This is a genomic window from Vibrio algarum (assembly GCF_028204155.1).
Taxonomy (GTDB): Bacteria; Pseudomonadota; Gammaproteobacteria; order Enterobacterales; family Vibrionaceae; genus Vibrio; species Vibrio algarum.
On sequence record NZ_JAQLOI010000001.1, the window covers coordinates 394,514 to 407,890 of the forward strand.

9 protein-coding genes and 2 pseudogenes are annotated in these 13,377 nt (G+C 42.6%); 6 read left to right on the forward strand and 5 right to left on the reverse strand.

Translation table 11 applies throughout. The annotated features are described in order from the left end of the window. The first annotated feature begins 21 nt into the window (after window positions 1-21). Entirely contained in the window at window positions 22-621 is a 600-nt protein-coding gene (locus tag PGX00_RS02025; RefSeq protein WP_272132465.1) for a thiol:disulfide interchange protein DsbA/DsbL, read from the forward strand. Window positions 622-723: 102 nt separating this feature from the next. Here PGX00_RS02025 and PGX00_RS02030 read toward each other — a convergent pair. Further along, window positions 724-2,246 (reverse strand): annotated as a pseudogene (locus PGX00_RS02030) (YifB family Mg chelatase-like AAA ATPase). 422 nt (window positions 2,247-2,668) lie between these two features. Here PGX00_RS02030 and ilvG point away from each other — a divergent pair. The 5 genes and pseudogenes from ilvG to ilvA all read left to right on the forward strand — a co-directional run bounded on the left by ilvG (window position 2,669) and on the right by ilvA (window position 8,971). After that, entirely contained in the window at window positions 2,669-4,315 is a 1,647-nt protein-coding gene (gene ilvG, locus PGX00_RS02035; protein WP_272132467.1) for an acetolactate synthase 2 catalytic subunit, read from the forward strand. Next, the gene (gene ilvM, locus PGX00_RS02040; RefSeq protein ID WP_272132468.1) at window positions 4,315-4,584 is read left to right on the forward strand and encodes an acetolactate synthase 2 small subunit; all 270 of its coding nucleotides are present in this window, start codon (window positions 4,315-4,317) and stop codon (window positions 4,582-4,584) included. Before ilvG ends, ilvM begins: the two co-directional genes overlap by 1 nt. 14 nt (window positions 4,585-4,598) lie before the next feature. After that, complete coding sequence (locus tag PGX00_RS02045; protein ID WP_272132470.1) at window positions 4,599-5,552, forward strand: branched-chain amino acid transaminase; 954 nt, start codon at window positions 4,599-4,601, stop codon at window positions 5,550-5,552. 19 nt (window positions 5,553-5,571) lie between these two features. Beyond that, on the forward strand, window positions 5,572-7,422 hold the full coding sequence (gene ilvD, locus PGX00_RS02050) for a dihydroxy-acid dehydratase (RefSeq protein ID WP_272132472.1): 1,851 nt from the start codon (window positions 5,572-5,574) through the stop codon (window positions 7,420-7,422). 5 nt (window positions 7,423-7,427) lie between these two features. Beyond that, window positions 7,428-8,971 (forward strand): annotated as a pseudogene (gene ilvA, locus PGX00_RS02055) (threonine ammonia-lyase, biosynthetic). A 129-nt stretch (window positions 8,972-9,100) separates the two neighbouring features. On the opposite strand, the gene glmU reads toward ilvA, so the two are convergent. The 4 genes from glmU to atpG all read right to left on the reverse strand — a co-directional run bounded on the left by glmU (window position 9,101) and on the right by atpG (window position 13,359). Then, window positions 9,101-10,462: a bifunctional UDP-N-acetylglucosamine diphosphorylase/glucosamine-1-phosphate N-acetyltransferase GlmU gene (gene glmU, locus PGX00_RS02060; protein ID WP_272132474.1), complete on the reverse strand. Its 1,362-nt coding sequence runs from the start codon at window positions 10,460-10,462 to the stop codon at window positions 9,101-9,103. A gap of 151 nt (window positions 10,463-10,613) precedes the next feature. Then, window positions 10,614-11,036, reverse strand: coding sequence for a F0F1 ATP synthase subunit epsilon (locus PGX00_RS02065; RefSeq protein ID WP_195704730.1), 423 nt, complete (start codon window positions 11,034-11,036; stop codon window positions 10,614-10,616). Window positions 11,037-11,054: 18 nt separating this feature from the next. Next, on the reverse strand, window positions 11,055-12,458 hold the full coding sequence (atpD, locus tag PGX00_RS02070) for a F0F1 ATP synthase subunit beta (RefSeq protein ID WP_272132476.1): 1,404 nt from the start codon (window positions 12,456-12,458) through the stop codon (window positions 11,055-11,057). A gap of 34 nt (window positions 12,459-12,492) precedes the next feature. Continuing rightward, on the reverse strand, window positions 12,493-13,359 hold the full coding sequence (atpG, locus tag PGX00_RS02075; RefSeq protein WP_272132478.1) for a F0F1 ATP synthase subunit gamma: 867 nt from the start codon (window positions 13,357-13,359) through the stop codon (window positions 12,493-12,495). Window positions 13,360-13,377 lie beyond the last annotated feature (18 nt).

The following is a 13,377-nucleotide window of genomic DNA, read 5'->3' on the forward strand; positions in this document are numbered from 1 at the left end:
TTAGATGGAATAGATTATCTTATGAAAAAAATATTTATGTTACTCGCAACTGCACTATTAAGTGTGTCTGTCCAAGCTGCACAATTCAACGAAGGTACGCATTACGACGTGTTGAATTTAGAAAAAACATCAACGCCAACCGTTACCGAGTATTTTTCTTTCTATTGTGGTCACTGTAATAACTTTGAACCTGTAATACAGCAACTTAAAACAAAGCTACCTAAGAATGCTAAATTCCAAAAAGTGCATGTTTCCTTTATGGGAGGCAACATGGGTGTTCCTATGGCAAAAGCATACGCCAGTATGGTAGTACTAAAGGTAGAAGACCAAATGGTCCCATACATGTTCAATCAAATACACAACCTTCGCACCCCACCTAAAACTGAAGCAGACCTGCGTCAAATGTTTATAGATCAAGGCATAGATGCTAAGAAATTTGATTCTGCCTATAATGGTTTTGCGATTGACTCGATGCAAAAACGTTTTGATAAACAATTTAAAGACGTGAAGTTAACTGGGGTTCCGGGCGTTGTGGTAAACAACAAATATATTGTTAAGACTGATGGTATCAAGAGTTATGATGAATATTTTGATCTAGTCAATTATCTTTTGAATCAATAAGTAATCCTATAGAAGCGGAACCACTAGTTTCGCTTCTTATATCCATAACTTACCTAAACAACATTATATTGAACGATTCTAATACCCCTCACCTTAATACGTTCAAACCACTTGTGAGTTTAGCAATTTCAATAACCTATCCATCGACCTATATCCTAATGCTTCAGCCAAATGAGCACGAGTAATGGTTTTGCTGGATTCCAGATCAGCGATAGTACGGGCAACTTTGATTATTCGATGGTATGCACGTATAGATAACCCCAACTTGTGTAGCGCATTTTCAAGAAACTCTGCATCTTGTTTTTCCAAAATACAATATTTCTCTATTTCCCTACTTGATAACAACGCATTTATTTTCCCCGATCGACAAAGCATTAGAGCACGAGCCTTTTCAACTCTAAGCTTTACAATACGAGTACTTTCTCCCCTATCTCCGCCTTCTGCTAACACACCTTTAGGTAATAAAGGGATTTCTAAGGACATATCAAACCGATCTAATAGCGGCCCAGATAATCGACTCAGGTAACGAAGAATTACTTGAGGGTTAATTCTTACTTTATCTCCATCGTAATACCCTGTGGGACTTGGATTTAGAGCGCCAACCAGCTGAAAACGAGCAGGAAATCGTGTTTTACCAGCCGCTCGAGATATAACAATTTCACCAGACTCCAATGGCTCTCGTATTGAATCCAATACCTTTCTTTCAAATTCAGGCATTTCGTCAAGAAATAGCAATCCGTTATGAGCTAATGAAATTTCGCCCGGACGAGGTATAGACCCCCCACCCACAAGAGCGGCCATAGAAGACGAATGATGAGGCGAGCGAAAAGGCCTTTTTTCCAATTATATTTGTTAATATCTTGATCTGTTAAAGAAGCAACTGAAGCCGCTTCTAACGCTTCTTCATCATTCATCTCAGGCAATAAATCGCAAAGTCGAGATGCTAACATCGTTTTTCCAGTACCAGGAGGGCCAAGAAATAAGAGATTATGCCCACCAGCCGCTGCTATCTCGAGCGCTCTTTTTCCTTGTTGCTGGCCAATAACATCTTGTAAATCCTGGTTATAAACCTCTTTATAAATTGATTTTTCTACCTGGTATAAAGACAAGCTTTCTTGTCCGCATAGTGCCGAACACACCTCTAATAAACTTGCGGCTGACTTATGTGTCTTTTTGCCAACCAAAGCGGCTTGATCCCCATTTTCTTCCGGTACCACTAAACAACGTTGAACCTTATTAGCCGCCAAAGCCGCTGGTAACACGCCTTTAACTGGGCGTAATTCGCCAGAAAGAGCAAGTTCACCAACAAATTCATATTCGCTGAGTTTATCAACCGCTATCTGCTCAGATGCAGCAAGTATTCCTAACGCGATAGGTAAGTCAAAACGTCCACCCTCTTTAGGCAAATCAGCAGGGGCAAGGTTTACTGTTATCTTTTTGCTTGGGTACTCAAAATTTGAGTTAATTATGGCACTTCGAACTCTGTCACGAGACTCTTTTACTGTCGTTTCTGGTAACCCAACCAATGCAAAACCTGGCATCCCATTACTAATATGCACCTCAACGGTAACTGGTGGGGCTTCGACTCCAACACTTGCTCGGCTATGAATGACTGCTAACACCATCTCCATCCTTATAATTATTTAAAATTAAAAATTATTTTTTATAACCACCTCTATATAGCGCGAATATAAGTTGAATAAATATGGTAAAAGACTGAGTTTTTCCTTGTCAGCTAACAACAATTTATGTTACCACTAGAGGTGCAAACACATTTGATAGAAAAATAGACAACTAATGAAATTATCCGCTCGCGTAAATGCGCTCATTATCCTGATTATCGTGGTCATTATTGACACCGCGCGGGGGCGAGTAAGCGGAACAAAATAAAAAAAGTTTAAAAAAACCCCCGCACTGAAAAGTTCGGGGGTTTTTTACAATTTAATATAATAAATTTTTGCTTAAGTAGGCAAACGGGAAGATAGGAGCACAGTATGTGCAGTAATAATTTAGCGTTAACAGAAACGCAAACAAGCTGGAGGTACTAATGAACGGTTCTGACTTAGTAGTAGCAGCTTTAAAACAGCAAGGCATATCAACAGTATTTGGATACCCCGGCGGCGCCATCATGCCAATTTATGATGCCCTTTATGATGGTGGCGTTGAGCACGTACTTTGCCGACATGAACAAGGTGCCGCTATGGCCGCTATTGGAATGTCTAGAGCAACACAAGATGTTGCTGTCTGCTTGGCCACATCTGGCCCTGGAGCGACAAACTTAGTAACAGGGCTAGCGGACGCACTCCTAGATTCAGTGCCGATTGTCGCCATTACTGGTCAGGTAGCAAGCCCATTGATTGGTACAGATGCATTCCAAGAAATGGATGTTATTGGTATGTCTTTAGCTTGTTCTAAACATAGCTACTTAGTCACCGACATTGATGATTTAGCACCAACACTTGCCGAGGCTTTTGAGGTGGCTAAATCAGGTAGACCTGGACCTGTCGTAGTTGATATCGCTAAAGATGTTCAGCTAGCTGAAGCGCCAACTCACCTACTTCCATTTATCGAACCACCAGCCATTCCAGTGGCTGACCCGGAAGCGATAGAAAAAGCACAAAGCTTACTTAACAAATCCGATAAGCCTGTTCTCTATATCGGTGGTGGTGTTCAGATAGCTAAAGCGACTGAAACTGTTAGAGCGTTTCTTACTAAAAACCCAATGCCAACAGTAAGTACATTAAAAGGATTAGGGAGCGTAGAACGCCATGATCCTAACTACTTAGGCATGGTTGGCATGCATGGCACAAAGGCTGCTAACCTAATTGTACAAGAGTCCGACTTACTCATTGTGGTTGGGGCTCGTTTCGATGATAGGGTAACAGGAAGGCTAGACTCGTTTGCCCCTGATGCTCGAGTCATTCATATTGATATTGATGCAGCAGAATTTAATAAATTACGTCGTTCTAATGCTTCATTACAAGGCGATATCAACGTTATTCTTCCGCAACTTACTCGTTCGCAAGATATATCTCCATGGCTTAAGAAAACGGCTGATCTAAGAAAAGAATTCAAATGGCGTTATGACCATCCCGGTGAGCTTATCTATGCACCTCTGCTGTTAAAACAACTTTCAGATTCAATGCCTGATAGCTCTATCGTATCTACTGATGTGGGACAACACCAGATGTGGGCAGCACAACACATTCAACCTCGTAAACCTGAAAATTATATAACTTCCGCTGGTCTTGGCACTATGGGATTTGGTCTTCCTGCAGCCATTGGAGCAAAGATTGCAAGGCCTGATGATCAATCGATACTAATCACTGGTGATGGCTCCTTCATGATGAATATCCAAGAACTGGGTACCATCAAGAGAAAACAAGTTCCGGTAAAAATCGTTCTACTAAATAACCAACGCTTAGGAATGGTTCGTCAATGGCAATCTCTCTTTTTTGATGGTCGCCATAGCGAAACAATTTTGGATGATAACCCCGATTTTCAAGCTCTAGCAGCAGCATTTGATATTCCGGGAAAAACCATCACGACCAAAGCAGAAGTTGAGCCCGCTCTAAAAGAGATGCTAGAAAGTGAAACCGCTTATCTGCTTCATGTTCTTATTGATGAAGACGAAAATGTTTGGCCACTAGTTCCACCAGGGGCTGCAAACCAAGATATGTTGGAGAACACCTAATGGATAGATACCTATTAACAATTGAAGCCAACGATAAACCTGTTTTGGTTGAGCGTATCCTTCGAGTAGTAAGGCACCGTGGTTTTACCATTAAGCAAATACTTGCGACACAGAATCATGAGAGTAAAGTTGCTCAGATAGAGCTTGTCGTCGACAGTGATAGACCTATTACGTTAATTACCAATCAAGTTGAAAAACTATGGGATGTTACAAACGTACACACCTCTCGACTGAAAAAAGATGAAATGCTCAGTGCTTACAAAATTTAAGGAAGGATTCTAAGATGGCAACAAACACAGCTGATTTTATTTGGTTTAATGGCAAGATGGTTCCATGGGGTGAAGCTAATGTCCATGTACTTACTCACGCCATGCATTATGGTACCTCTGTATTTGAAGGGATTCGTTGTTACAACACCCCTAATGGCCCGATTGTTTTTCGCCATAAAGAACACATGCAACGCCTAAAAGATTCCGCAAAGATTTACCGGTTCCCAATACCCTATTCTGTTGATGAATTAATGGAAGCGTGTCGTGAAACACTAAGAGATAACAAGCTAGAGTCTGCTTATATTCGCCCACTTGGCTTTATTGGTAACGTTGGGTTAGGTGTATGCCCCCCAACTGATACTGAAATGGACCTGATCATAGCGGCTTTCCCATGGGGATCATATTTAGGAGAAGAAGCGCTTGCAAATGGTGTTGATGCTATGATTTCAAGTTGGAATCGTGCGGCACCAAATACCATTCCAACGGCGGCTAAAGCTGGCGGTAATTACTTATCTTCTTTGCTCGTTGGTGGCGAAGCCCGTCGTCACGGTTATGCTGAAGGTATTGCCCTAAGTGTTGATGGTTACCTTTCCGAAGGCGCTGGTGAAAATATCTTCGTCGTTAAAAATGGTGTTTTACATACGCCACCAGCAACGAGTGCCATACTGCCAGGCATCACTCGCGACTCCATCATGATCTTAGCCAAAGAACTTGGATATAAAGTAAAAGAAGAGAATATTGCTCGCGAAGCATTATACCTTGCAGACGAAATATTTATGACAGGTACCGCAGCAGAAATCGTCCCAGTACGAAGCGTTGACCAAATTACTGTTGGTGAAGGCAAGCGAGGTCCGATTACCGAAAAAATTCAATCCACATTCTTTGGATTATTCAATGGAACAACAGACGACAAATGGGGCTGGTTAGACTATGTCTATCCAGAAAGCGCCGTTGGTTCAGATAAGTAAGAGAAGGAACTAAATTAAAATGTCTACACCTAAAAAATATCGTAGCGCCACAACAACACATGGACGCAATATGGCTGGAGCTCGCGCTTTATGGCGTGCAACTGGCGTGAAAGATGAAGATTTTGGCAAACCAATTATCGCGGTTGTAAACTCATTCACACAATTTGTACCTGGTCATGTTCACCTAAAAGACATGGGTCAACTAGTCGCAAGAGAAATTGAAGAAGCGGGTGGTATTGCAAAAGAGTTCAACACAATTGCCGTTGACGATGGTATTGCAATGGGTCACGGCGGTATGCTCTATTCTCTACCTTCAAGAGAACTGATTGCCGATTCTGTTGAGTATATGGTTAATGCTCACTGCGCTGATGCGATGGTTTGTATTTCTAACTGCGACAAAATAACTCCAGGGATGATGATGGCAGCACTACGCCTAAACATTCCAGTTATTTTCGTATCCGGCGGCCCAATGGAAGCAGGTAAAACCAAACTTTCTGATCAAATCATCAAGCTAGACCTTGTTGACGCCATGATTCAAGGTGCAGATCCATCCGTATCGGATGAACAAAGTGAACAAATAGAACGCAGTGCATGCCCAACCTGTGGTTCATGCTCTGGCATGTTCACCGCTAACTCAATGAACTGTTTAACTGAAGCTCTAGGCTTAAGCCAGCCAGGTAATGGCTCTTTACTTGCAACACATGCAGACCGTAAAGCGTTATTTCTAAGTGCTGGACGCCGTGTTGTAGAGCTAACTAAGCGTTACTATGAACATGGTGACGAATCAGCACTTCCTCGTAATATTGCAACCAAAGAAGCGTTTGAAAATGCGATGGCGCTTGATATTGCTATGGGTGGTTCCACAAATACTGTTCTTCACCTGTTAGCTTCTGCTCAAGAAGGTGAAGTTGATTTCGATATGGATGATATCGACCGTATGTCACGTCGTGTCCCTCATCTTTGTAAAGTGGCACCTTCTACTCAAAAATATCATATGGAAGACGTACACCGTGCCGGTGGCGTGATGGCTATTCTAGGTGAGCTTGACCGTGTTGGATTAATCAACAATCAAACTAAAACAGTTCTTGGTTTAACAATGCAAGATCAGTTAGCCCAATACGACATTATGCAAACGGATTCAGAAGAGATAAAATCGTTCTTCCGTGCTGGCCCTGCGGGCATTCGTACGACTGAAGCCTTCTCTCAAGATTGTCGTTGGGATAGCGTCGATGATGACCGTAAAGATGGTTGTATTCGCACTAAAGAAAATGCCTTTAGCCAAGAAGGTGGGTTAGCCGTACTAAAAGGTAATATCGCGCTTGATGGCTGTATAGTTAAAACCGCTGGTGTTGATGAAGAGAACCATAAATTCAAAGGGCCTGCCGTTGTATTTGAAAGCCAAGAAGATGCTGTAGAAGGTATTCTTGGTGGAAAGGTGAAGGCTGGTGATGTTGTTATCATTCGATACGAAGGCCCTAAGGGTGGCCCAGGTATGCAAGAAATGCTATACCCAACCACTTACCTGAAATCTATGGGCTTAGGCAAAGAGTGCGCACTTCTAACTGATGGTCGATTCTCTGGTGGTACATCTGGTCTATCTATTGGTCACGCATCTCCAGAAGCGGCCAACGGTGGCATAATTGGACTCGTTAAAGCTGGAGATATCATCGATATCGACATCCCTGCTCGCTCAATTACCTTAGATGTGCCTGAAGATGAAATTGCCTCTCGTAGAACAGAACAAGATAAACTTGGCTGGAAACCAGCCAATCGTGTTCGTGAAGTCTCTTTTGCACTGAAAGCGTACGCAAGTATGGCCACTAGTGCAGATAAAGGTGCGGTACGTGATAAATCAATGTTGGAAGACTAAATTTAATGGCTGAACATCCGTTAGAGACTCTTCCTAGGACTGGCGCAGAATATCTGCGCCACATCCTTAGAGCACCCGTATACGACGTGGCAACCGTGACTTTACTGCAAGATATGCCAAGGCTATCAGAACGTATTGGCAACCAAGTACAGATTAAACGAGAAGACAGGCAACCAGTCCATTCGTTTAAACTACGTGGTGCTTACAATATGGTTTCAAGCCTATCGGAAGATCAAAAAAAGCGGGCGTTATTGCTGCTTCTGCTGGTAACCATGCTCAAGGTATTGCGCTTTCTGGTAAAAAACTGGGTGTGAAAGCTATTATTGTCATGCCTAAAACAACACCAGATATCAAAGTCGAAGCCGTTAAAGGTTTTGGTGGAGAAGTCGTGCTACATGGCAGCAATTTTGATGAAGCGAAAGCGGAAGCAGAAAGATTAGCCGAGCTCAATAACTATACCTTTGTCCCTCCTTTCGATCACCCATTAGTCATCGCTGGCCAAGGTACTATTGGTATGGAAATGCTGCAACAAAATGGGCATTTAGATTATATTTTTGTTCCTGTCGGTGGTGGTGGTCTTGCTGCTGGTGTCGCGGTTCTGGTTAAACAACTCATGCCTGAAATCAAAATCATTGCAGTTGAACCAGAAGAGTCCTCTTGCCTAAAAGCGGCCTTGGATGCTGGCAAACCCGTCATTCTTGATCAGATAAATATGTTTGCTGATGGTGTAGCGGTAAAACGTATTGGTGATGAGACATTTAGGCTTTGCAATGAGTATCTTGATGGTCATGTTGCTGTATCTAGCGATGAAATATGTGCGGCAGTAAAAGATATTTTTGAAGATACTCGGGCCATTGCGGAACCTTCAGGTGCGCTTGCTCTAGCTGGGTTGAAAAAATTTGCGGAGCAACATGAACTGACAGACAAACAACTTGGCACTGTTCTTTCTGGTGCGAATACTAATTTTCATGGCTTACGCTATGTTTCAGAGCGATGTGAACTTGGTGAAAAACGAGAAGGGTTACTGGCTGTTACTATTCCAGAAGAGCCTGGTGCATTCTTTAAATTTTGCCAGATCATCGGAGGAAGAGCGGTCACCGAATTTAACTATAGATATAGCGATGCGAGCTTAGCGAATATCTTTGTTGGTGTACGTTTGCAAAATGGTCAAGACGAATTAGAAAGTATTATTTTTGATCTGAAAGAAGGTGGTTACCCCGTTATCGATCTCTCTGATAACGAAATGGCAAAACTGCATATTCGATATATGATTGGGGGCAAACCTTCAAAAGTACTCAAAGAAAAGTTATTCAGCTTTGAGTTTCCAGAATATCCTGGTGCATTGCTTAAATTCTTAAGCACCCTTGGAACACACTGGAATATAAGCATGTTCAACTACCGAAACCAAGGTGCCGACTACGGTCGAGTATTATGTGGATTTGAACTAGAAGAGTCTGATATACCAAGGTTTACAGCCCATCTTCATGAACTCGACTATCCTTATATTGATGAGTCGGATAATCCCGCTTATAAGTTCTTTTTGTCTTAAAAATAGCTTCGCTAATCCAAAAAATAATGGGCTATTCAGCCCATTATTTCTTTTTATACCCATTAAACTCAATAACGGTTCAATGAAACGAACCTTAATGAGGTCGTATTTTTACACGAAAACCCATTGTTATTTTTTCTTAACAGGACGCTGCCAACCTTCCACTCGGCGCTCTTTCGCTCGAGTAATAACGAGAGCTCCTTCAGGAACATCTTTTGTAACGGTTGTCCCAGCTCCAATAGTTGCACCACTACCAACGGTTACAGGGGCAACGAGCTGCGTATCAGAGCCCACAAACACATCATCACCGATAATAGTCTTAAACTTGTTCGCACCATCATAGTTACAAGTAATCGTTCCAGCACCTATATTTGAACGCTGACCAATAACTGTGTCACCAATATAAGTAAGGTGATTTGCTTTAGAACCTTCTCCAATGACACCATTTTTAACTTCAACAAAATTTCCTACGTGAGCATCGTTTCTAAGGTCTGCTCCGGGACGTAGACGAGTAAATGGGCCAACGGTACACATTTCCCCTACTGTTGCCCCTTCAATCACGCTATAAGGGCGTACAAGCGAGTTATCGTCTATTTCGCAATCTTTCAGAATACATCCAGCACCTATAGTCACATTGTTACCTAAACTAACGCTGCCTTCGATTATAACGTTAGCATCTATTTCAACATCCAAACCACACTGAATTTTACCGCGCAAATCAAAACGAGATGGGTCACGAAGCATAACCCCTTGCTCTAAGAGTTTCTCAGCTTGTATAGCTTGATAAGCTCGCTCAATACGCGCCAATTGAACGCGATTGTTCACCCCTTCAACTTCAATAGCACTAACAGGATGGACGGCTTCAATTGCTCTTCCTTCGTTGTGTGCAGCGGCGATAACATCTGTAAGGTAATACTCTCCCTGAGCATTCTGATTATTGAGACCGGAAAGCCAACGTTTGAGATCTCCGCCAGTCGCAACCATCACCCCTGTATTAATTTCTGTGATCAGTTTTTGTTCTTCTGTCGCGTCTTTTTGTTCAACGATAGCAACTACAGGGCCATTTTTACGCACAATACGACCGTATCCAGTTGGATTATCCAAAACGACGGTAAGTAATGCGATTCCACCAATAGGTTGTGCGTCTATAAGGCTTTCTAACGTTTCTGATGAAATGAGAGGAACATCTCCATACAGCACTAACACTTTTTCATTATCGTCAAACTTATCAGATGCTTGATCGACAGCGTGTCCAGTTCCTAATTGCTCAGCTTGGAGCACCCAATTCACAGGCTCTGTAGATAAAGCTTTTTGCATAAGATCACCACCATGACCGTATACAAGGTGAATATTTTGGGCACCTAGATCATTACAAGTATCGATGACATGTTTGACCATTGGTTTTCCCGCTAAGGTGTGTAACACCTTAGGAATATTAGAATACATGCGAGTACCTTTACCCGCTGCTAGGATCACCGCGCTGAAGCTCATAAGAATAGCCTTGTTTTTATTTTTGAAGTTTCAATTCTAACCGTTTACTAGAACAGTGTTAAATATATTCGATGCTTTAAAAAGCAAAAAGGCGACCAATTGGCCGCCTTTGTAGCAATACACTAAGTTACTTATATCAAAGATAAGTCGATTAGCGTCTGTTTTTTGTCAGCTCGATAACGCGAAGCTGAGCAATAGCTTTAGCCAGTTCACTAGCCGCTTGAGCGAAGTTCATATCGCCATGCTGATTTTGGATTTTCTCCTCAGCTTGGCGTTTAGCTTCTTCTGCCTTCGCTGCATCTAGTTCATCACCACGAATTGCCGTATCAGCCAGTACAGTAGCTGTACCCGGCTGAACTTCAACTATACCACCAGAAACATAAATAATTTCTTCATGGCCGTGTTGCTTAACTATACGCACCATACCAGGCTTAATAGCGGTCAGTAGCGGAGTATGACCATGGAAAATACCAAGTTCACCTTCGCTCCCGGTCACCTGAAACGTTTCTACTAGCCCAGAGAAAATTTCCTTCTCGGCGCTAACCACGTCAAGGTGTAAGGTCATTGCTGCCATATAGCCTCCTATTTAGCCTTATAGCTTCTTAGCATTCTCAATAGCATCGTCTATTACACCGCAGTACATAAACGCTTGCTCAGGAATGTCATCGTACTCACCAGCAAGAAGACCTTTGAATCCACGTAAAGTCTCTTTAAGAGATACGTAGATACCAGGGTCACCAGTAAATACTTCCGCTACGTGGTAAGGCTGAGTTAGGAAACGCTCTATCTTACGTGCACGTGATACCACAAGCTTATCTTCTTCAGATAGCTCATCCATACCCAAAATAGCAATGATATCTTTCAGTTCTTTATAGCGCTGAAGTGTAGACTGAACTCCACGAGCTACGTCGTAGTGTTCTTGGCCTACTACCAAAGGATCGAGTTGTCGAGAAGACGAATCCAGTGGATCGATTGCAGGGTATAGGCCCATAGCTGCGATGTTACGGCTAAGTACTACCGTTGCATCCAAGTGGGCAAATGTGGTTGCTGGAGATGGGTCAGTCAAGTCATCCGCTGGTACATATACCGCCTGTACAGACGTGATAGAACCGGCTTTAGTTGATGTGATACGTTCTTGTAGAACACCCATTTCTTCAGCTAGTGTTGGCTGATAACCTACCGCAGATGGCATACGACCTAATAAAGCCGAAACCTCTGTACCCGCGAGGGTATAACGGTAGATGTTATCAATGAACAGTAGAACGTCACGACCTTCGTCACGGAAACGCTCTGCCATCGTTAGACCAGTTAACGCTACGCGTAAACGGTTTCCTGGTGGCTCGTTCATTTGTCCATAAACCATTGCTACTTTAGATTCTTCAGGTTTTTCAACGTTTACAACGCCTGCTTCCTGCATCTCAAAATAGAAATCGTTACCTTCACGAGTACGTTCACCTACACCCGCAAATACTGACAGACCAGAGTGCTGTAGTGCGATGTTGTTGATAAGTTCCATCATGTTAACGGTCTTACCTACACCTGCACCACCAAATAGACCAATTTTACCACCCTTCGCGAATGGACAAATCAAGTCAATTACTTTTACGCCAGTCTCTAGAAGTTCAGACACGTTGGACTGTTCTTCATAACTTGGTGCTTCACGGTGAATAGCATAGTGTTCTTCTGCACCAATTTCACCGCACTCATCAATCGCATCACCTAAAACGTTCATGATACGGCCAAGAGTTTTTGTACCTACTGGTACAGTGATTGGAGCGCCAGTGTTCTCTACTACTAATCCACGACGTAAACCATCAGAGCTGCCCATAACGATTGCGCGAATAACGCCACCGCCTAGCTGTTGTTGAACTTCAAGAACAAGACGTTCTTTCGCTTCAATAACATTCAGAGCATCATATACACGAGGTACTTCACCCTGTGGGAACTCTACGTCGACTACCGCACCGATGATCTGTACGATCTTACCTGTAGCCATCGTTAATCCTCTAACTAATTAGTTTTACCTAAGCTTAAACCGCTGCTGCACCCGATACAATTTCAGACAGTTCTTGTGTAATAGCCGATTGACGGGCTTTGTTATACACAAGTTCTAGATCTTCAATCAGGTCACTCGCATTATCTGTAGCTGCTTTCATCGCAATCATTCGAGCCGCTTGCTCACAAGCAAGGTTCTCAACCACACCTTGATACACTTGAGATTCGACATAGCGAAGCAATAGTGCATCTAGTAACGGTTTTGGCTCAGGCTCATAGATATAATCCCATGAGTGAGTGCGTTTCATATCTTCGCTATCCGATTTAGGCAAAGGTAACAATTGATCGATCGTTGGTTCCTGAACCATAGTATTTACAAACTTGTTAAATACTACGTATAAGCGATCCAACTCGCCTTCATCATACTTCTTCAACATAACGCCAACCGAACCGATCAAATCTTCTAGGCTTGGGTTATCACCAAGTCCAGATACTTGAGCGGCTACTTTAGCGCCACTGTTGTTAAAAAATGCCGTTGCTTTTGAACCGATAATGGCTAAGTCAATATCAGCATTTTTCTCTTTCCACTCTTGCATGTCTACCATGGCTTTTTTAAACAAGTTAATGTTCAAGCCACCACACAAACCGCGGTCAGTTGAAATAATGATGTAACCAACACGTTTGGCTTCACGTTCTTCTAGATATGGATGTTTATACTCTAGATTACCGTTAGCCAAATGACCGATCACTTTACGCATTGTTTCAGCATATGGACGAGAAGCTCCCATTGCGTCTTGAGAACGACGCATTTTTGAAGCTGCTACCATTTCCATCGCTTTCGTGATCTTTTGAGTGCTTTTAACACTCCCGATCTTAGTACGAATTTCTTTTGCGCCGGCCATCGTATTACTCTCTCTTTA